Origin of the sequence: Polynucleobacter sp. QLW-P1DATA-2, from assembly GCF_001870365.1 — a bacterium.
GTDB lineage: Bacteria > Pseudomonadota > Gammaproteobacteria > Burkholderiales > Burkholderiaceae > Polynucleobacter.
On record NZ_LZMQ01000007.1, the window covers coordinates 1 to 20,598 of the forward strand.

Genomic DNA, 20,598 nt, shown 5'->3' on the forward strand with positions numbered 1-20,598 from the left:
AAAGGCCCGTTCGTGTATCCAGAAACCTTGGAGATGCGCTCTTACAATCCGGTAGTAAAAGGCCATAGTGGGCAGATCCGCAAAGCGGTTGCTTTGCTGCAAGAAGCCGAGCGTCCCTACATCTACACCGGTGGTGGCGTCATTCTTTCGGATGCCGCTCCAGAGTTAAAAGAATTTGCTGAGCTCTTGGGCTATCCAGTGACTAATACCTTAATGGGTTTAGGTGGCTTCCCAGGCACTAGTCCGCAATTTTTAGGCATGCTCGGTATGCATGGAACCTACGAAGCCAATATGGCGATGCAGCACAGTGATGTGTTGATTGCTATTGGCGCTCGTTTTGATGATCGCGTGATTGGCAATACCCAGCACTTTGCAAGTCATCCGCGAAAAATCATCCATATCGATATCGATCCATCCGTTATCTCTAAGCGCGTCAGGGTAGATGTCCCCATCGTTGGCAATCTCAAAGAGGTGTTAGTTGAGATGACTGCGCAATTAAAGGCTGGTGGTGCACGTAAGAACGGCGATAAAGTGGCGGCATGGTGGGATCAGATCAACGAGTGGCGCAAAAAAGATTGCTTGAAGTTTGATGAAGCCTCACAAATCGTGAAGCCACAGTACGTAGTTCAAAAATTGTGGGAACTCACTGGTGGTGACGCCATTATTACTTCAGACGTTGGTCAACATCAGATGTGGGCCGCCCAGTTTTATAAGTTTGATAAGCCACGTCGCTGGATCAACTCTGGTGGTCTTGGCACCATGGGGGTTGGTTTACCTTACGCAATGGGCATTAAGAAAGCTTTCCCTGAGCAGGACGTCTTTGCCATCACAGGCGAAGGCTCTATTCAGATGTGTATTCAAGAGCTATCGACTTGCAAGCAGTACAACACGCCTGTAAAGATTGTTTCTTTGAACAATCGTTACTTGGGAATGGTGCGTCAGTGGCAAGAGCTTACCTATAACAAGCGTTATTCGAGCTCCTACATGGATTCTTTGCCTGACTTTGTGAAGTTGGCCGAGGCTTATGGTCACGTTGGCATGCGCATTGAGAAAAAATCAGATGTAGAGGGCGCGCTCAAAGAGGCAATCCGTTTAAAAGATCGCACTGTATTTATGGATTTCCAGACTGACCCAGAAGAAAACGTTTGGCCTATGGTTCAAGCAGGCAAGGGTATTACTGAAATGCTTTTGGGTAGTGAGGATCTGTAATGCGACACATTATTTCTGTATTGATTGAGAACGAGCCGGGCGCATTGTCACGCGTAGTAGGTCTTTTCTCTGCTCGTGGTTACAACATTGATACCTTAAGTGTTGCGCCGACTGAAGATTCATCACTCTCCCGTATGACGATTGTGACCTTTGGTTCCGATGATGTCATCGAGCAAATTACAAAGCACTTAAATCGTTTGGTTGAAGTGGTAAAAGTATTTGATCTGAGTGAAGGCCCTCATATTGAGCGTGAACTTATGATGATCAAAGTACGCGCTGTTGGTAAAGAGCGTGAAGAACTCAAGCGTACAACCGATATCTTCCGCGGTCGCATTATTGATGTGACTGATAAGAGTTACACCATCGAGTTAACTGGTGATGGTGCCAAATTGGATGCCTTTATCGATTCGATTGACCGTGCATCAATTCTAGAGACTGTCCGCTCGGGTGGTTCTGGTATTGGGCGCGGTGAACGTATCCTCAAGGTTTAATTTTTTAACTGATTACTGCATTAATTACATTTTCAAAACAAGGAAAGAGCATGAAAGTTTTTTACGATAAAGACGCCGATTTGTCCCTCATTAAGGGCAAGAAAGTCACCATCATTGGTTACGGTTCACAAGGTCACGCACACGCTTTGAACCTAAAAGATTCAGGCTGTAACGTTACTGTTGGTTTGCGTAAAGACGGCGCTTCCTGGAGCAAGGCTGCGAACGCAGGCTTGACAGTAAAAGAAGTTGGCGAAGCAGTTAAGGATGCCGATGTAGTGATGATGCTTTTGCCTGATGAGCAAATCGCTGATGTATACAGCAAAGAAGTACATGGCAATATCAAGCAAGGCGCTGCGCTTGCATTTGCTCACGGTTTTAATGTTCACTACGGTCAAGTTCAGCCGCGCGCTGACTTAGACGTCATTATGATTGCTCCTAAGGCTCCTGGTCATACTGTTCGTGGTACCTACGCGCAGGGTGGTGGTGTTCCTCATTTGATCGCTGTGTACCAAGATAAATCGGGCTCTGCTCGTGATGTTGCCTTGTCATACGCAACGGCGAATGGTGGCGGTCGTGCTGGCATTATCGAAACCAATTTCCGCGAAGAAACTGAAACTGACTTGTTCGGTGAGCAAGCTGTTCTCTGTGGTGGCGCAGTTGAATTGATTAAAGCTGGTTTTGAAACTTTGGTTGAAGCTGGTTATGCACCAGAGATGGCTTACTTCGAGTGCTTGCATGAGCTCAAATTGATCGTAGATTTGATCTACGAAGGTGGTATCGCTAACATGAACTACTCAATTTCTAACAATGCTGAGTACGGTGAGTATGTAACTGGCCCACGCGTAGTGACCGAAGATACTAAGAATGCAATGCGCCAGTGCTTGAAAGATATTCAGACTGGCGAATATGCTAAGAGCTTCATCCTTGAAAACAAGGCAGGCGCTCCTACTTTGATCTCCCGTCGTCGCTTGAATGCTGAGCACGACATTGAGGTGGTTGGTGCAAAACTCCGTGCCATGATGCCTTGGATTGCTAAGAACAAATTGGTTGATCAGACTAAGAACTAAGCATTTCCATTTATAGAAGTACTTACAAAGGCTCAGAACAAAGATGATGTATCCACACCCCATTATTGCGAAAGAAGGTTGGCCCTATTTGGCGCTAGTGGGAGTGGTGACTTTGCTGGTTCACTATCTTGGTGGCATTGCATGGTCCTGGCCACTCTGGATCATCTTTATCTTTGTTCTGCAGTTCTTCCGCGATCCACAGCGCATTCCTGCGCTTGGTCGTGATCTTGTTTTATCTCCTGCTGATGGACGTATCGTTGTAGTAGAAGTTACAAATGATCCCTACGCAGGCCGTGAAGCGCTCAAAATCAGCGTGTTCATGAACGTATTTAACGTCCACTCCAATCGTAGCTCTGTAAATGGCTTGGTCAAAGAGATTCAGTACTTTCCAGGTAAATTTGTGAATGCCGACTTGGATAAAGCTTCTACTGAGAATGAGCGTAATGCAGTGGTAATTGATGCCAATGGTCAAATCGTGACCTTAGTTCAAGTTGCAGGTTTGATTGCGCGCCGTATTCTTTGCTATATCCACGTAGGTGATCGCCTTAAAGCGGGTGAACGCTATGGATTTATTCGCTTTGGCTCGCGCGTAGATGTGTATTTACCCTTAAACGCAGAACCATTGGTTTCTGTTGGTGATAAAGTATTTGCAACCAATACCGCTTTGGCACGTGTGCCAGGCCTAGATTGATTCGAAACTTTACCGGGATACTGCTTGACTACATTTCGCCGTCGCGGCCGCATCAATCGCAGTCGCTTAGCTCATCGTCGTACTGAGTCCATTCAAGACCAGTGGGCGGAAGATATGGGTGATGGGGTGGATTATGAAGTAGAGGAACTCCATCCACCTAAACCACGCCTTCGTAGCAAAGGCATTTATTTACTTCCAAACGCATTTACTACTGCAGCATTGTTCAGTGGTTTCTTTGCGATTGTGAATGCGATGAACGATCAATTCCAGATCGCAGCTATTGCTATCTTTGCATCACTTGTTCTCGATGGTATGGATGGTCGTGTAGCCCGTATGACTAATACCCAAAGTGCATTTGGCGAACAATATGATTCCCTGGCTGATATGGTGTCTTTTGGAGTTGCACCTGCCTTAGTCGCATACGAGTGGGCTTTAAAAGATTTGGGTAAGTGGGGCTGGTTAGCAGCTTTTACTTATTGTGCGGGCGCTGCACTGCGTCTAGCTCGCTTTAACGTCAATACTGGTGTAGTTGATAAAAAATTCTTCCAAGGCTTGCCTAGTCCTGCAGCAGGTTCCCTGATGGCTGGCTTTATCTGGCTAGCGGATGACAATAAGATTCCGGTGCGCGATACCGCTATTCCCTGGATCACATTCTTTATTGCTGTTTATGCAGGCTTGACCATGGTTTCTAACGCTCGCTTCTATAGCGGCAAAGCTCTGGATGTGCGTTACCGCGTGCCGTTCGGCGTCATGGTTCTCTTGATTTTGACCTTTGTCTTAATCTCATCTAATCCACCCTTGACGCTCTTTGGCTTGTTTGTTATTTATTCAATCTCGGGCTATGTGATTTGGGCTTGGGAGCATCTGAGCGGTAAGAGTTTTAGCTAATTCCCTCTTTTTGGGGTATATTAATTCCATGTTGATGAATTTCTCACCTTTATCTGGCCTCCTTCTACTGGCACTAAGCATTACGCTTGGGGCGGGTAAGGCCTGAGTTGATGAGATAAAAAGATCCATTAACCACCAATACCAGCCCCAGCAAATTGCTGGGGTTTTTGTTTTAAAGACCGTAATACCGAATTATTAAAGAATTCAGTTAAGAAGCTAAATTAGTAATCCAAACCGGAGAGTAGTGATGAGCGACAAAGTAATCATTTTTGACACCACCTTGCGTGATGGCGAACAATCCCCTGGCGCGTCGATGACCAAGGACGAGAAGGTTCGTATTGCTCGTCAACTAGAGCGCCTTAAGGTAGATGTGATTGAAGCTGGTTTTGCCGCAAGCTCAGAAGGCGACTTTCAAGCAATTTCTGCGGTGGCCGCTACCATCAAAGATTCAATCGTCTGTTCATTAGCTAGAGCCAATGACAAAGACATCACCCGCGCAGCCGATGCCTTGCAGGCAGCGAATGCCAAGCGTATTCATGCCTTCTTAGCCACAAGCCCATTGCATATGGCAGTGAAGTTGCGCATGTCTCCAGAGGAGGTATTGGAGCAGGCAAAACGCTCAATTCGTTTCGCTAGAAACTTGGCCTCTGATATTGAATTTTCTGCAGAAGATGGTTATCGCTCTGAAATGGATTTCTTGTGCAGGGTGGTTGAAGCAGTTATTAATGAAGGTGCCTCAACTATCAATATCCCAGATACAGTAGGTTATGCAACGCCCGAGTTATATGGCGAGTTTATTAAAACTCTCCGTACTCGCGTGCCAAATTCAGACAAAGCGGTCTGGTCAGTGCACTGTCACAACGACTTAGGTATGGCTGTAGCTAACTCATTGGCAGGTGTCAAGATCGGTGGAGCTCGTCAAATTGAGTGCACCATCAATGGCTTGGGTGAGCGCGCTGGCAATACAGCATTAGAAGAAATTGTGATGGCTTTGCGTACCCGTAAAGATTACTTCGATATGGTTTGCGGTATTGATGCTAGCCAAATCGTGCCGGCATCCAAGCTGGTTTCTCAAATCACTGGTTTTGTTGTGCAACCTAATAAGGCCGTAGTAGGTGCGAACGCTTTTGCACACGCCTCTGGAATTCATCAAGATGGTATTTTGAAGAACCGTGAGACCTACGAAATCATGCGTGCAGAAGATGTGGGTTGGTCAACCAATAAAATCGTATTAGGTAAATTGTCCGGTCGTAATGCCTTCAAACAACGTTTGCAAGAATTGGGTATTACGGTAGAGGCCGAGGCTGATTTAAATGATGCCTTTACTCGATTTAAGGCCTTGGCTGATCAAAAAGCAGAGATCTTTGATGAGGACATTATTGCAATCATGTCTGATGCTGCCGCAGCTGAAGAGGGTGAGCATTACCATTTCATCTCATTAAGTCAACATTCAGAAACGGGTGAGCGTCCAAAGTCTCGGGTTACTTTCCGAATGGGGGAGAAAGAAGTTAGCTCTGAAGCTGAAGGTAATGGACCAGTAGATGCGAGCTTGAATGCCATCGAAGAGATTGCAAAAAGTGGGGCGGAGCAACTACTCTATTCAGTTAACGCCATTACTTCGGGCACTCAATCGCAGGGTGAGGTTACTGTGAGACTGTCTAAGGGTGGTCGGATTGTGAATGGTGTTGGAACCGATCCAGATATCATCGCTGCGTCTGCAAAGGCTTACCTATCAGCATTGAATAAATTACACGACCCAAGCCAAGCAAAACTCAATGCACAAATGACGCCTTAACAGACGTCATTTGTAGCGCATTGCTATTTGTTCAGTGTGCTGTCTTTGTAATACTTGGTGCCCTTGCCGGTGATTTCTGCGGCGAGGCCCGAGTCTGTTAGTTGGTACATTAAAACGCCAGGTGCTACTACAGTTGCATCTTGGTAAGAAGTGCCATCTTTGTCATATTTCGCAGCAGCCGTTACTTGTCCCCCAAAAGTCCAGCCTGAGTTCACAAAATCATTGAGAGCCGCTTCAGATTGGAAGATGAAGATGTTCTGAAATGATTTAATCCCCAAGCCCAGACCTGCCTGGACTTCAGCCATATTCATATAGGTTGGCTTAGCACTCATCTTATTGATCACTACTCCTGAACCAGAACCACCGCCGGCTATCAGGATCTTCATGCCAAAGTTGCTGAAGGTGGCATATCCAACCGATTTTTCAATCAGATCTTTTGCCTTTGGTTCTGCTGAATAGAGCTGCTTGAGAATTTGCTCATTCTTTTTAAGGATTTCTTGGCGCTGTTCAGCAACCGTCTTATCAGGTCCAAATGGGTTTGAAAATTGAGCAAAAGAAGGGTTGTTGAGGCAAAGGCAGAGGAGAAAAAGGGCGCCTAAAAAGCGATATATGGAGTTCATTATTTGTAAGTTATTGATTAAAATAGATATTATTTTACTAATAGGGTATTTTCTTTTACAGAATACCAATTTTTGTAGGGCAATACCTGCTTTTGGGCTGCGGTCTGCTACAATTCGAGGGCTTTGATTTATAAAGCTTTTTTGTTTTATTTTGTTAATAACGCACGACACGGATTGGGTGAAAGCTCATGTGTTCGCAAGTAAGGAGTATTAAAAATGGCAGTTGCTGATATCAAAACGGCGGAAATCGTCAAAGAAAACGCGCGCAGCGCAAACGATACGGGTAGTCCTGAAGTTCAAGTTTCATTGCTTACAGCCCGCATCAATGAATTAACCCCCCATTTCAAGGCTAACGCCAAAGACCATCACAGCCGTCGCGGTTTGTTGAAGATGGTTTCACGTCGCCGTCGCCTCTTGGATTACCTCAAAGGCAAAGATCTGGATCGCTATCGCGCATTGATCGAGAAATTAGGTCTCCGTAAGTAATTCTTATCGGTATGCAATGCCATCTCACTTAAGGTTGTTTCTTCACCGAATCAGTCTTAAGAAGGTGGCATGTTTTTTTGAGTGCTTTTAGATTATTTGTGTAGGGGATCGTGTCATTCCAATGAGCTTCTGAGTTCAGAGTCTCCCTGGAATGGCATCCCTTGTAATCCTAAATCACTCCAGTGTTGTCGTGACACTGCTTTATCCCACGACAAGCGCAATTCTCATGTGAGTCTTGCGTGAACAATTTGGAGAAGATCAGAATGACCATGTTTAAAAAAGCAGTAAAGAGTTTTCAGTGGGGCAACCATCAAGTAACTATGGAAACAGGCGAGATCGCTCGTCAAGCTGGTGGTGCCGTTATCGTTAATGTGGATGACACAGTAGTGATGGGTACGGTTGTTGCCTCTAAGTCTGCAAAGCCAGGCCAATCCTTTTTCCCATTGACAGTAGATTATTTAGAAAAAACATACGCTGCCGGCAAAATCCCTGGCGGTTTCTTCCGTCGTGAAGGCCGTCCATCTGAAGGTGAGACATTGATCTCCCGCTTGATCGACCGTCCTTTGCGTCCTTTGTTTCCAGAAGGATTTTTGAATGAAGTTCAGGTAGTAGTTCATGTCTTGTCTATCAACCCAGACGTTCCTGCAGATATTCCTGCTTTGATCGCTGCTTCTGCAGCATTGGCTGTTTCTGGCATCCCATTTGCTGGCCCAGTAGGCGCAGCACGTGTTGGTTACGCTAACGGCCAATACCTTCTGAACCCAACTCGTACAGAACAAGTTACTAGTGAACTCGACTTGATCGTTGCTGGTACACAGGCTGCAGTATTGATGGTTGAATCAGAAGCTAATCAACTTTCTGAAGAAGTGATGCTCGGTGCAGTGGTATTTGGTCATGACCAAATGCAAACAGCTATTAATGCAATTAATGAATTGGTAAGCGAAGCTGGCAAGCCAGAGTGGGATTGGACTGCTGCTCCTAAAGATGAGCCGTTTATTGCGAAAGTCACTGCTTTGGCTGAAGCGCCATTGCGTGAGGCATATCAGATTCGCCAAAAAGGCGCTCGTTCAGATAAGCTCAAAGAGATTTCCAAAGAAGTGTTGGCTAAGTTATCTGAAGAAGGTGACGTTGATGCTGTTGCTGTTAGTGACATCATGTTCGAAATCGAAGCGAAGATTGTCCGTAGCCAGATTTTGAATGGCGAGCCACGTATTGATGGTCGCGATACACGCACTGTTCGCCCAATTGAAATTCGTAATGGTGTATTGCCACGTACCCACGGTTCTGCATTGTTTACCCGTGGTGAAACTCAGGCTCTCGTTGTAGCTACCCTAGGTACCGCACGTGACGAGCAAATCATTGATGCGCTCGAAGGTGAATACCGTGATCGTTTCATGTTCCACTACAACATGCCTCCATTTGCAACAGGCGAAACTGGCCGCGTAGGTAGCCCTAAGCGCCGCGAAATTGGTCACGGTCGTTTGGCTAAGCGCGCTTTGATTCCAGTATTACCAAGCCCAGAAGACTTTGCATACAGCATTCGTGTTGTTTCAGAGATCACTGAGTCCAATGGTTCTTCATCCATGGCTTCTGTATGCGGTGGTTGTCTGGCAATGATGGATGCTGGTGTTCCAGTAAAAGCGCACGTTGCTGGTGTAGCAATGGGCTTAATCCTGGACGGTAACCGTTTTGCTGTGTTGACCGATATCTTGGGTGACGAAGATCACTTGGGCGATATGGACTTCAAAGTAGCTGGTACTGCAAACGGTATTACTGCACTCCAGATGGACATTAAAGTTCAAGGTATTACTAAAGAAATTATGCAAGTTGCTTTAGCGCAAGCTAAAGAAGGACGCTTGCACATCTTGAGCAAAATGCAAGAAGCAATGGGTTCAGTTCGTACAGAATTGTCAGCTCATGCTCCACGCATGGTGTCTTTCAAGATTCATCCAGACAAGATTCGTGAAGTGATTGGTAAGGGCGGCGCAACTATCCAGGCCTTGACCAAAGAAACTGGTTGCAGCATCGACATTAAAGATGACGGCACTGTAACCATTGCCTCTACAAGCGCTGAAGGTATGGCTGAAGCAAAAGCGCGTATCGAAGGTATTACTGCTGAAGCTGAAGTTGGCAAGATCTACGAAGGTCCAGTAGTCAAGTTGCTCGAATTCGGTGCTTTGGTAAACATTCTGCCTGGTAAAGACGGCCTCTTGCATATCTCTGAAATTTCAAATGAGCGCGTCAAAGAAGTAAAAGATTATTTGGCGGAAGGCCAAGTAGTTCGTGTGAAATTGTTGGCTGCTGATGAGCGTGGTCGTTTACGTTTATCTTTGAAGGCTGCAATGGCTGATGAGGGTGGCACGATTGCTCCTTTGGCAGGCGCTACTACTGAAGCTGCTCCTGCAGCTGACGAAACAGCTTAATTCACTAGTCGACTATTCGGAGCTTTCAATGCGTGTAATTGAGATCAAAGAATTTGGTGTGCCAGAAATGCTGGTGCCTACCACTCGTCCAGATCCAGTAGCCCCGGCTGCTGGCACTGGCGAGGTGTTGATTCAGGTTCTTGCCGCAGGAATTAATCGCCCAGACGTATTGCAGCGCAAGGGCTTTTATCCTGTTCCAGCTGGAGCCTCCGATATTCCAGGCCTTGAAGTGGCTGGTCAAATTATTGGTGGTGACTTAGCGCACGCTGACAATGCTTTTGGTTTGAAGCTCGGAGATAAAGTTTGCGCATTAGTGCAAGGTGGTGGCTATGCAAATCTCTGTGTTGCCCCGATTGCACAATGCTTACCGTATCCAACTGGCTTTACAGATCAAGAAGCTGCTGCACTACCGGAGACTTTTTATACCGTATGGAGCAATGTGTTCATGCGCGGAGAATTGTCTGCTGGTGAAACCCTATTAGTCCAGGGAGGCTCCAGCGGTATCGGTGTTACAGCAATTTTGCTAGCGAAAGCCCTTGGTCATCAGGTGTTCGTTACTGCTGGCACCGACGAAAAATGTGCTGCTTGCTTAAAGTTGGGCGCTGATTTGGCCATTAACTACAAAACTCAAGACTTTGTAGAAGAGGTGAAGAAAGCTACTGACGGCAAGGGCGTTAATGTCATCCTCGATATGGTGACTGGCGAATACGTTCAGCGAGAAATCGATTGCCTAGCGGATGATGGTCGCATTGTGATTATCGCAATTCAAGGCGGATCTAAAGCCGAAGTGAGCACCAATCAAATTTTGCGTCGCCGTTTGACGATTACTGGCTCAACTTTGCGTCCTCGTCCAGTGTCATTTAAGAAGCAAATTACAAAGCAGCTTTTTGATCATGTCTGGCCATTACTGAATGCTGGCAAGTTAAAGCCGTCTATCTATAAAACATTTACGCTGGATCAAGCGGCAGATGCCCATCGATTGATGGAGTCCTCTGAGCACGTCGGCAAAATTGTTCTGACGGTTTAATTAGTCTTCAGCTTATGCGCCCACTCATCGTCATCGGCAACTGGAAAATGAACGGCAGTCTTGCAAGTAATCAAGATTGGGTGAAGACCGTTGCCCGTGGCATGGAGAGTGGCATGCCTGCTGGTCGTAAATTTGCTGTATGTCCTCCACTACCGTATTTAAAGCAATGTGGCGATTTGATTAAAGAGCATTCATTAGCCTTTCTCAGTCTTGGGGCTCAAGATGCCTCTGCTCAAAGCTCCGGTGCTTACACTGGTGAGGCAAGTGCTTCCATGCTTAAAGAATTGGGATGTCAGTACGTGATCGTGGGGCATTCAGAGCGCCGCCAAATGCATCATGAAGTAGACGAAGCTGTTGCCGCTAAGGCTCTCCAGGTTCTTGATAACGGCATGACGCCGGTGATCTGTGTTGGTGAAACAGCGGACGAGCGTAACTCAGGAAGGGCAGAGGAGGTTGTCTGCGGTCAGATCGCAAAACAAGTCTCTGTTCTGCAGGATCGCTTGGCTGATTGTCTGATTGCTTATGAACCCGTATGGGCGATTGGTACTGGTAAAGTTGCCAGCGCCCAGATCGCTCAAGATATGCATCGGCATATTCGTCTTCAGTTAGCTGAATTTGATGAGGATGTTGCCTCGCATGTAGGAATTTTGTACGGTGGCAGTGTCAAGCCTGATAATGCTGTTGAATTGTTTGCCATGCCTGATATTGATGGTGGATTAGTTGGAGGGGCTTCCTTGAACCCTGAAGATTTTTTGGCTATCTGTCAGGCATAGATTTTTTATTTGGAGATAAGCTGTGGAATGGTTTAAGACTTTATTAATCGTATTGCAGGTAGTTTCAGCTTTGGCTGTGATCTTGTTAGTTCTCTTGCAACAGGGCAAGGGCGCAGACATGGGTGCAGCATTTGGCTCAGGTGCCTCTGGAAGCTTGTTTGGTGCCAGTGGATCTGCAAACTTTCTCTCGCATACAACTGCCATCTTTGCGGCGGTATTTTTCATTTGTACTCTTGGTATTACTTGGGTAGGCAACAAGAAGGAAGTTAGTCCTGGCGTTCTATCTGGTACGGTTGCTCCTGTAGTGGCACCGGCTGCCCCAGCAGCTCCAGCCCAGGATCCAAGTAAACCAGCAGTTCCTAAGTAAATAGGTCAGTTTTTACATCATTAGCTGCCGTCTTTTTGGGGTGGTTGTGTGGTGCAATGCAGTAGAATTAACAGGCTTTACAAGATGCCGACGTGGTGAAATTGGTAGACACGCTATCTTGAGGGGGTAGTGGCTTAGGCTGTGCGAGTTCGAGTCTCGCCGTCGGCACCAATATGAAGTAGATGTGGAGTTTTTGCTCTAAATCAATAGAAGTTAGTAGTGGAATAATTAAAATTTGCTGTACTGAAGATTTATCAGACGAACGACTCAGGACTATTTTGAATCTCGCTAATTACTTTCCTGTTCTGCTTTTCATCCTCGTAGGTATTGGGGTGGGATTAGTCCCCATGTTCCTCGGAAAAATTCTGGCTCCTTCAAAGCCTGATGCTGAAAAACTCTCTCCATATGAGTGCGGTTTTGAAGCTTTTGAAGATGCGCGTATGAAGTTCGATGTGCGCTACTACCTGATTGCTATTCTCTTTATTTTGTTTGACCTTGAAACTGCATTCCTATTCCCATGGGGTGTCGCATTACGTGATCTTGGTTGGTTCGGCTACGCCTCTATGGTGATTTTCCTTTTGGAATTCATTGTGGGATTTGTATATATCTGGAAAAAGGGCGCTCTCGACTGGGAGTGATCGATATGGCATTAGAAGGCGTTCTCAAAGAAGGATTTGTAACCACTACAGCGGACCAGCTAATCAACTGGACCCGCAACGGTTCCTTATGGCCAATGACCTTTGGTCTAGCCTGTTGTGCGGTAGAAATGATGCATGCTGGCGCTTCCCGTTATGACTTAGACCGTTTCGGTGTGGTATTTCGCCCATCGCCACGTCAGTCAGATTTGATGATTGTTGCCGGCACGTTGACCAATAAGATGGCCCCTGCATTGCGCAAGGTTTATGACCAAATGCCAGAGCCACGCTGGGTTCTGTCTATGGGTTCCTGTGCCAATGGTGGCGGCTACTATCACAACTCTTATTCAGTAGTTCGCGGTTGCGATCGCATTGTGCCGGTTGATATTTATGTTCCTGGCTGCCCTCCAACTGCTGAAGCCTTGATCTATGGAATTATTCAGCTTCAATCCAAGATTGCTCGAACTAGCACTATTGCGCGGAAGGCTTAAGCAATGTCAGATCGTTTAAATCAATTAGTCGCCAACCTCGAAAAAGTACTTGGTAAGCGCGCGCAATCTATTGAAACAGCATTAGGTGAAGTCACTGTTGTTCTCAATGCAGATACCTATTTTGAATCCGCCTTATTGCTGCGCGATGATCCATTGCTAGGTTTTGAGCAGCTTATTGACCTATGTGGCGTGGACTACTTGGATTTGCACGAAGGCTCTTGGGCTGGTAAGCGCTTTGCAGCGGTAAGTCACTTGCTCTCTTTGCAGCATAACTGGCGTTTGCGTGTTCGAGTATTTGCTCCGGATGATAGTTATCCGCTAGTTGCATCTGTAACCCCTATCTGGAATTCTGCTAACTGGTTTGAGCGTGAAGCATTCGATCTCTACGGCATTATTTTTGAAGGTCATGATGATCTTCGTCGTATCTTGACCGACTATGGCTTTATTGGTCATCCATTCAGGAAAGATTTCCCAATAGCTGGAAACGTAGAAATGATCTACGACTCAGAGTTAAAACGTGTGATGTATCAGCCAGTAACGATTGAACCGCGTGAAATCACGCCAAGAATCGTTCGTGAAGAGCAGTACGGAGATCCGGTTTAAGTCATGGCAAAAATTAAGAACTACACCCTCAATTTTGGGCCGCAGCACCCTGCGGCTCACGGCGTGCTTCGGATGGTGCTTGAGTTAGATGGCGAGGTTATTCAGCGCGCTGATCCCCATATTGGCTTACTCCACCGCGCTACAGAAAAACTTGCTGAAACTCGAACTTGGATTCAAAACGTTCCTTACATGGATCGTTTGGACTATGTTTCGATGATGTCCAATGAGCATGCTTACGTTCTAGCCATTGAAAAATTATTGCAAGTAGATGTGCCTTTGCGTGCGCAATATATCCGCGTGATGTTTGATGAACTCACTCGTTTGTTAAATCACTTGTTGTGGATCGGTTGTCATGGCTTGGACGTTGGTGCTATGGCTGTATTCTTGTACGCCTTCCGTGATCGTGAAGACATTTTCGATATGTACGAAGCAGTATCGGGTGCACGTATGCATGCTGCCTACTATCGCCCAGGTGGGGTTTATCGTGATTTGCCAGATCAAATGGCGCAATACTCCAAGAACAAAATTCGTAGCGCATCTGCGATTAAACGTCTGAATGAAAATCGTAGCGGTACCTTGCTCGACTTTATTGAAGATTTCACAGGCCGTTTTGATGCCAACGTCGATGAGTACTGCAATCTCTTAACGGATAACCGTATTTGGAAACAACGCTTGGTCGGTATTGGCGTGGTCTCTCCTGAGCGTGCATTGCAGCTTGGCTTTACTGGCCCAATGCTCCGTGGCTCCGGCATTGAGTGGGACTTGCGCAAGAAGCAGCCCTACGAAACCTATGACAAGCTTGATTTTGACATTCCCGTTGGTGTGAATGGTGACTCATATGATCGTTACCTGATTCGTATGGAAGAAATGCGTCAATCGAACCGCATCATCAAGCAGTGCGTTGCTTGGCTAAAAGAAAATGATGGTCCTGTAATGAGCGATAACCACAAAGTGTCTCCGCCAAAGCGCGTAGACATGAAGTCAAATATGGAAGAACTCATTCACCATTTCAAACTCTTTACCGAAGGTTTGCACATTCCCAATGGCGAGGCTTACTCTGCTGTTGAGCATCCTAAAGGGGAGTTTGGTATCTACTTAATTTCGGATGGCGCAAACAAGCCTTATCGCTTGAAGATTCGCGCGCCAGGATTTGTACACCTGTCCGCAATGGATGAAATGTCACGTGGCCATATGTTGGCTGATGCGGTCACTATTATTGGTACGCAAGATATCGTTTTCGGGGAGATTGACCGCTAATTGAGCGTGCCAAGGATTATTAATGACAACAACTCTTCAACTTTCCGACAAAACGCTGGTAGATATTGCCCGTAACGTTGCTAAATACCCAGCAGAGCAAAAGCAATCTGCTGTGATGGCTGCTCTTATTGCTGCTCAAACTGAAGTGGGTTGGGTTTCACCAGAAGTGATTGCAGTAGTTGCCCAAATCTTAGAAATGCCAACCATTGCCGTAGAAGAAGTGGCAACCTTTTACAACATGTACAACACCAAACCAATTGGTAAGTACAAGTTGGTAATTTGCACCAATCTGCCTTGTCAATTGATGCATGGTGAAACCGCCGCGACTCACTTAAAAGAAACTTTGGGTATTGGCTTTAATGAAACCACACCTTGCGGTACTTTTACTCTCAAAGAGGGTGAGTGCATGGGCGCATGCGGTGACTCACCCGTAATGCTCTTGAATGACAAGCGTATGTGTAGCTTTATGAGTAATGAAAAAATTGATGCTCTTCTAAATGAGCTTCGTGCAGAAGGGAAGTCAGCATGACTAGCTTGCACGATCGCCATATTAAGCCCTTGATCCTTGCTGGATTAAATGGCGACAACTGGCGTTTAAAGGATTACGAGAGCCGCGGTGGTTATCAACAACTACGTCGTTTAATCAATGACAAAGTTTCACCTGATGCCATCATTGCTGAATTAAAAGCTTCATCACTCCGTGGTCGTGGTGGTGCAGGTTTTCCAACGGGGCTGAAGTGGAGCTTTATGCCGCGACAGTTCCCCGGTCAAAAATATTTAGTTTGTAATAGTGACGAAGGTGAGCCAGGTACATTTAAAGACCGAGACATCATGCGTTACAACCCGCATGCTTTGATCGAAGGCATGATTATTGGTGCTTACACCATGGGTATCACTACCGGCTACAACTACATTCACGGAGAAATCTGGGAAGTCTACTCACGTTTTGAAGAGGCTTTAGAGGAAGCTCGTGCCGCAGGTTACTTAGGTGACAAAATTTTAGGTAGCGATTTTTCATTCCAACTACATGCATCACCAGGGTGGGGTGCTTATATCTGTGGTGAAGAAACTGCTCTACTGGAATCGCTGGAAGGTAAAAAAGGCCAACCACGCTTTAAACCACCATTCCCGGCAAGCTTTGGTTTATATGGCAAGCCAACGACGATTAACAATACGGAAACATTCGCAGCCGTGCCATTCATTTTGGCAATTGGTGGTCAAGCGTATTTGGATCTTGGCAAACCGAATAATGGCGGAACGAAGATTTTCTCTGTGTCTGGCGATGTTGTGCATCCAGGCAATTATGAAATTCCTTTAGGAACACCTTTTGCAGAGCTCTTGAAGTTGGCTGGTGGTATGCGTGACGGTGTCGCATTGAAAGCGGTTATTCCTGGCGGATCATCTGCACCAGTAGTACCCGGTGCTCAGATGATGGACTTGACCATGGATTACGACAGTATTGCTAAAGCAGGATCGATGCTGGGTTCCGGTGCAGTCATTGTGATGAATGAAACTCGATGCATGGTTCGCGCCTTAGAGCGTCTTTCTTATTTCTATCACGAAGAGTCTTGCGGTCAATGCACCCCATGTCGTGAGGGTACTGGCTGGTTGTGGCGCATTGTGCATCGTATTGAACACGGCCAAGGCCGCCCAGAAGATTTAGATTTACTCAACGATGTAGCAGCAAACATTCAAGGGCGCACCATTTGCGCTTTGGGTGACGCAGCTGCAATGCCGGTACGCGGTATGTTGAAGCATTACATGGATGAATTTGCGTATCACGTAGAGCATAAGCGCTGCTTAGATTCTGCAAAACCTTTATAAGTTATTGAGCACGGGACATCTTAAAGTGAGCATGGTTGAAATCGAATTAGATGGTAAGGCAGTAGAAGTTCCGCAAGGTTCGATGGTGATGCACGCCGCGAATAAGCTCGGTACTTACGTTCCTCATTTCTGCTATCACAAGAAGTTATCTATCGCTGCTAACTGCCGTATGTGTTTGGTTGAAGTTGAAAAAGCACCAAAACCATTACCAGCTTGCGCCACTCCTGTAACGCAGGGCATGAAAGTATTCACGCATTCAGCTAAAGCAGTTGAAGCGCAACGCTCTGTAATGGAGTTCTTGCTTATTAACCACCCTTTAGATTGCCCAATTTGCGATCAAGGTGGAGAGTGCCAGTTACAAGATTTGGCGGTAGGTTACGGAAAGTCTAGTTCACGCTATGACGAAGAAAAGCGTGTGGTATTTCATAAGAATGTAGGCCCATTAATCTCTATGCAAGAGATGAGCCGCTGTATTCATTGCACGCGTTGTGTTCGTTTTGGCCAAGAAGTTGCTGGTGTGATGGAGCTTGGCATGATCAACCGTGGTGAGCATTCCGAGATCACGACATTTGTAGGTCAAACTGTCGATTCAGAGCTTTCTGGAAACATGATTGATCTGTGCCCGGTTGGCGCTTTAACTAGTAAGCCATTCCGCTACGGTGCTCGCACATGGGAAATGGGGCGCAAGCGCTCAGTCAGTCCTCATGACAGTTTAGGTGCTAATACAACCGTACAAACTAAAGCCAATAAAGTGCTGCGAGTGGTTGCCTTAGAAAACGAAGCCATTAACGAATGTTGGATTAGCGATCGTGATCGCTTCTCTTATGAAGGTGTCAATAGTTCTGAGCGCATCACAAGCCCGATGGTGAAGCAGGGTGGTCAATGGTTAGAGACCGATTGGCAGTCTGCATTAGATTATGTTGCTCATTCATTGAAGACCATTTCTTCTGAGAGTGGTGCGCAATCCATCGGTGCATTAGCTCATCCCATTTCTAGTACAGAAGAATTGCATCTCCTGCAAAAGATCGTCCGTAGCTTGGGCTCTAATCAAGTCGAAACGCGTTTACGTCAAACTGATATCAGTGGTGCTGCATCAGCTCCTTGGTTGGGCATGCCGATTACTAAGCTTAGCGAGCTTGACCGCGTTTTAGTGATTGGAAGCTTCTTGCGTAAAGATCAGCCAATCTTGGCTGCACGGATTCGTACCGCTGCTAAACGTGCACTTCAGGTATCCCGTATTGACGCCGGCGGTGATGATTGGTTAATTCCTGCAACAGGAATCGCCGCTGCCCCTAGTGCTTGGCTAAATGCATTGAGTGAAGTTGCCTTAGCGATTGCAAACGCGAAATCAGTTAATGCACCAGCTGGTACTTATAATTTGGCAGTATCTGCACAAGCGCAACAGATTGCTGATAGCCTGCTTTCTGGATTAAGCTCTGCCGTCTTAATTGGCTCAGCTGCTCTTGCTCATCCTCATGCTTCTGATTTGCATGTCTTGGCTCAGTTTATTGCTCAGCAAACAGGAGCAACTCTTGGTTTCCTGCCTGTTGGTGGAAACGCTGTTGGTGCCTCTCTAGTCAATGCTAATGGCGCTGGCGTTGATTCAGTTCTGTCTGGCGATCGCCGTGCTGTGATCTTAATGAATATCGAGCCTGACTCCGATCTTCCAAACCCCATGCAAGCCCGTGCTGCTTTAGCAAAAGCGAATACCGTCATTGCGTTAAGCGCATTTAGATCGCCTGACCTGTTGGAGGTGGCCGATGTGATTCTGCCAATTACCCCATTTACCGAGACCGTTTCTACCTTTGTCAATGCAGAAGGCAGAGCACAAATCATACAACCCGCTGTGAAACCTTTGGGTGATTCACGTCCGGCATGGAAAGTATTGCGTGTTTTGGGTGGGCTGCTCAACTTAGATGGATTCCTCTACAACTTGCCGGAAGAAGTCTTGGGTGAAGCATTAGGTGATAACTACTGTACCCGCTTGAATAATCAATCGACTGCCAACTCAGTGATCAATGGTAATTTAGCTCCCCTAAACGGTTTAGAGCGTTTAGCTGATGTCAATATTTACGCTGGTGATCCTATTGTTCGTCGTGCGCCTGCATTGCACTTAACACGCGATTCCAAACGCGGTAATCAGGCTGGCTTGAGCCAAAAACTGTTCTCGGAACTGGGTTTGAAAGAGGGCGATGCAGTGCGCGTTACTCAAGGCGACCAATCGGTTGATTTGCCTGCAACATTAGAAGCAAACTTAGCGGCAGGTTCCGTACGTATTTCAGCAGGCACTTTGGCTAGCGCTAAATTGGGATCGATGTTTGGTCCAGTAACCGTAAGTAAGGCATAAGGTACGAGATGGATAATTTCTTGAACCTCATTACTACACAGGGCGAATCTATTTTTGGCTCTTTTTGGCCTTTGGTTTGGGCTTTAGTTCGCATTGTCATCATCGTTTTGCCTATGTTTGGCTGTGTTGCTTACTTAACCCTGTGGGAGCGTAAGCTCATCGGCTGGATGCATATTCGTCTAGGCCCTAATCGCGTTGGCCCATTCGGTTTGTTACAGCCGATTGCTGACGCATTGAAGTTATTAATGAAGGAGATTATTTCTCCTGCAAAAGCTAGTCTTGTTTTGTATTTCATTGCACCGGTAATGGTCATTGCCCCAGCGTTTGCTGCGTGGGCTGTGATTCCTTTCCAGGCGAAGATGGTGTTGGCCGATGTCAATGCGGGTCTTCTGTATGTCATGGCCATTTCATCTGTTGGCGTTTATGGCGTTATTTTGGCGGGTTGGTCATCCAACTCTAAGTATCCATTTTTAGGAGCGATGCGTGCGTCTGCACAAATGATCTCTTACGAAATCGCTATGGGCTTCGCCCTGGTGACAGTATTGCTAACTTCAGGCTCCTTAAATTTGAGTACGATCGTTGCCTCGCAAGAGCAAGGCTATTTCGCTAGCATGGGCCTAAACTTCCTGTCATGGAACTGGTTGCCTTTATTGCCAATGTTCTTAATTTATTTCATCTCAGGCGTTGCCGAAACAAATCGTCACCCATTTGACGTTGTTGAAGGTGAATCTGAGATTGTTGCTGGTCATATGGTTGAGTACTCCGGAATGGCATTTGCCATGTTCTTCTTGGCCGAGTATGCCAACATGATATTGATCGCAGCATTAGCCTCAACCATGTTCTTGGGTGGTTGGTTGCCGATTGTTGATTTACCTATCTTGCGCGATATTCCAGGTTTCTTCTGGTTATTCGGTAAAACTTTCTTCTTGTTGTCCTGTGTTATTTGGTTGCGTGCCACATTGCCTCGCTATCGCTACGACCAAATTATGCGTTTGGGCTGGAAGATTTTTATTCCCATCTCCGTATTTTGGGTGGTTGTTATCGGCGCATGGGTGGTATCTCCATGGAATATTTGGAAATAAGTTGATTAATCATGTTTAAGAAAATTTCCCAGTTCCTCGATAGCTTAATGCTCAAAGAAATTTTGGTTGGTATGTCCATTACTGGCCGTTATCTCTTCAAACCAAAAATTACCATTCAGTACCCTGAAGAGAAGACGCCTTTATCTAATCGCTTCCGTGGATTACATGCATTACGTCGCTATGAAAGCGGAGAAGAGCGTTGCATTGGCTGTAAGTTATGCGAGGCAGTTTGCCCGGCCTATGCTATTACGATTGAAACCGCAGAGCGCGATGACGGCACACGTCGTACCACCCGTTATGACATTGACCTAACTAAATGTATTTTCTGCGGCTTTTGCGAAGAGGCTTGTCCAGTAGATGCCATTGTTGAAACCAATATCTTTGAATACTTTGGTGATAAGCGCGGCGACTTATATTTCACTAAAGACATGCTTTTGGCTGTTGGCGATAAGTATGAAAAAGAAATTGCTAGCAACCGCGTCATTGATGCACCTTACCGCTAATCGAATAGAGCCTATATAA

General features: G+C 46.2%; 21 protein-coding genes and 1 tRNA gene. 21 read left to right on the forward strand and 1 reads right to left on the reverse strand.

Features of this window, described 5'->3' with window-relative positions; genetic code table 11:
- The 6 genes from A9236_RS09620 to A9236_RS09645 all read left to right on the forward strand — a co-directional run.
- Positions 1-1,209: thiamine pyrophosphate-dependent enzyme (locus A9236_RS09620; RefSeq protein WP_071467867.1), on the forward strand; the 1,209-nt coding region annotated here is incomplete at its 5' end.
- Positions 1,209-1,700 (forward strand): acetolactate synthase small subunit, encoded by a 492-nt coding sequence (gene ilvN / locus A9236_RS09625; protein WP_062308360.1) that lies wholly within the window; start codon positions 1,209-1,211, stop codon positions 1,698-1,700. The genes A9236_RS09620 and ilvN, both read left to right, overlap by 1 nt.
- A gap of 50 nt (positions 1,701-1,750) precedes the next feature.
- A complete protein-coding gene (ilvC, locus tag A9236_RS09630) occupies positions 1,751-2,767 on the forward strand; it encodes a ketol-acid reductoisomerase (RefSeq protein ID WP_046329933.1) in 1,017 nt (338 codons plus the stop codon).
- Positions 2,768-2,810: 43 nt separating this feature from the next.
- Positions 2,811-3,458: a phosphatidylserine decarboxylase gene (locus A9236_RS09635; RefSeq protein ID WP_071465876.1), complete on the forward strand. Its 648-nt coding sequence runs from the start codon at positions 2,811-2,813 to the stop codon at positions 3,456-3,458.
- Between the two features lie 24 nt (positions 3,459-3,482).
- Positions 3,483-4,346, forward strand: a complete 864-nt coding sequence (gene pssA, locus A9236_RS09640; RefSeq protein ID WP_143070631.1) for a CDP-diacylglycerol--serine O-phosphatidyltransferase — start codon at positions 3,483-3,485, stop codon at positions 4,344-4,346.
- A 247-nt stretch (positions 4,347-4,593) separates the two neighbouring features.
- Positions 4,594-6,141, forward strand: coding sequence for a 2-isopropylmalate synthase (locus tag A9236_RS09645; protein ID WP_071465875.1), 1,548 nt, complete (start codon positions 4,594-4,596; stop codon positions 6,139-6,141).
- A 23-nt stretch (positions 6,142-6,164) separates the two neighbouring features.
- Here A9236_RS09645 and A9236_RS09650 read toward each other — a convergent pair whose 3' ends face one another.
- The gene (locus A9236_RS09650) at positions 6,165-6,761 is read right to left on the reverse strand and encodes a hypothetical protein (protein WP_071465874.1); all 597 of its coding nucleotides are present in this window, start codon (positions 6,759-6,761) and stop codon (positions 6,165-6,167) included.
- Between the two features lie 216 nt (positions 6,762-6,977).
- Here A9236_RS09650 and rpsO point away from each other — a divergent pair, with 216 nt between their 5' ends.
- The 15 genes from rpsO (at position 6,978) to nuoI (ending at position 20,579) form a co-directional block, all read left to right on the forward strand.
- Positions 6,978-7,247 (forward strand): 30S ribosomal protein S15, encoded by a 270-nt coding sequence (gene rpsO, locus A9236_RS09655; protein ID WP_068323724.1) that lies wholly within the window; start codon positions 6,978-6,980, stop codon positions 7,245-7,247.
- Positions 7,248-7,510: 263 nt separating this feature from the next.
- Complete coding sequence (gene pnp / locus A9236_RS09660) at positions 7,511-9,670, forward strand: polyribonucleotide nucleotidyltransferase (RefSeq protein WP_071465873.1); 2,160 nt, start codon at positions 7,511-7,513, stop codon at positions 9,668-9,670.
- 28 nt (positions 9,671-9,698) lie between these two features.
- Positions 9,699-10,697, forward strand: a complete 999-nt coding sequence (locus A9236_RS09665) for an NAD(P)H-quinone oxidoreductase (RefSeq protein WP_071465872.1) — start codon at positions 9,699-9,701, stop codon at positions 10,695-10,697.
- A 14-nt stretch (positions 10,698-10,711) separates the two neighbouring features.
- Positions 10,712-11,470, forward strand: coding sequence for a triose-phosphate isomerase (gene tpiA, locus A9236_RS09670; protein WP_071465871.1), 759 nt, complete (start codon positions 10,712-10,714; stop codon positions 11,468-11,470).
- Between the two features lie 22 nt (positions 11,471-11,492).
- Positions 11,493-11,837 carry a preprotein translocase subunit SecG gene (gene secG, locus A9236_RS09675; RefSeq protein ID WP_071465870.1) on the forward strand — a complete coding sequence of 115 codons (345 nt, stop codon included), beginning with the start codon at positions 11,493-11,495 and terminating at the stop codon, positions 11,835-11,837.
- An 86-nt stretch (positions 11,838-11,923) separates the two neighbouring features.
- Positions 11,924-12,008 (forward strand) — tRNA-Leu (locus A9236_RS09680).
- 107 nt (positions 12,009-12,115) lie between these two features.
- On the forward strand, positions 12,116-12,475 hold the full coding sequence (locus tag A9236_RS09685; RefSeq protein WP_068948474.1) for an NADH-quinone oxidoreductase subunit A: 360 nt from the start codon (positions 12,116-12,118) through the stop codon (positions 12,473-12,475).
- A 5-nt stretch (positions 12,476-12,480) separates the two neighbouring features.
- Complete coding sequence (locus A9236_RS09690; RefSeq protein ID WP_071465869.1) at positions 12,481-12,963, forward strand: NADH-quinone oxidoreductase subunit B family protein; 483 nt, start codon at positions 12,481-12,483, stop codon at positions 12,961-12,963.
- Positions 12,964-12,966: 3 nt separating this feature from the next.
- Complete coding sequence (locus A9236_RS09695; RefSeq protein WP_071465868.1) at positions 12,967-13,566, forward strand: NADH-quinone oxidoreductase subunit C; 600 nt, start codon at positions 12,967-12,969, stop codon at positions 13,564-13,566.
- Positions 13,567-13,569: 3 nt separating this feature from the next.
- Entirely contained in the window at positions 13,570-14,823 is a 1,254-nt protein-coding gene (locus A9236_RS09700) for an NADH-quinone oxidoreductase subunit D (RefSeq protein ID WP_071465867.1), read from the forward strand.
- Between the two features lie 22 nt (positions 14,824-14,845).
- Complete coding sequence (gene nuoE, locus A9236_RS09705) at positions 14,846-15,352, forward strand: NADH-quinone oxidoreductase subunit NuoE (RefSeq protein WP_071465866.1); 507 nt, start codon at positions 14,846-14,848, stop codon at positions 15,350-15,352.
- Positions 15,349-16,647 (forward strand): NADH-quinone oxidoreductase subunit NuoF, encoded by a 1,299-nt coding sequence (gene nuoF / locus A9236_RS09710; RefSeq protein WP_071465865.1) that lies wholly within the window; start codon positions 15,349-15,351, stop codon positions 16,645-16,647. Before nuoE ends, nuoF begins: the two co-directional genes overlap by 4 nt.
- 31 nt (positions 16,648-16,678) lie before the next feature.
- Positions 16,679-18,994, forward strand: a complete 2,316-nt coding sequence (nuoG, locus tag A9236_RS09715; protein WP_071465864.1) for an NADH-quinone oxidoreductase subunit NuoG — start codon at positions 16,679-16,681, stop codon at positions 18,992-18,994.
- A gap of 8 nt (positions 18,995-19,002) precedes the next feature.
- Positions 19,003-20,076: an NADH-quinone oxidoreductase subunit NuoH gene (gene nuoH, locus A9236_RS09720; protein WP_071465863.1), complete on the forward strand. Its 1,074-nt coding sequence runs from the start codon at positions 19,003-19,005 to the stop codon at positions 20,074-20,076.
- Positions 20,077-20,087: 11 nt separating this feature from the next.
- Positions 20,088-20,579: an NADH-quinone oxidoreductase subunit NuoI gene (gene nuoI, locus A9236_RS09725; protein WP_071465862.1), complete on the forward strand. Its 492-nt coding sequence runs from the start codon at positions 20,088-20,090 to the stop codon at positions 20,577-20,579.
- Positions 20,580-20,598: the final 19 nt, after the last annotated feature.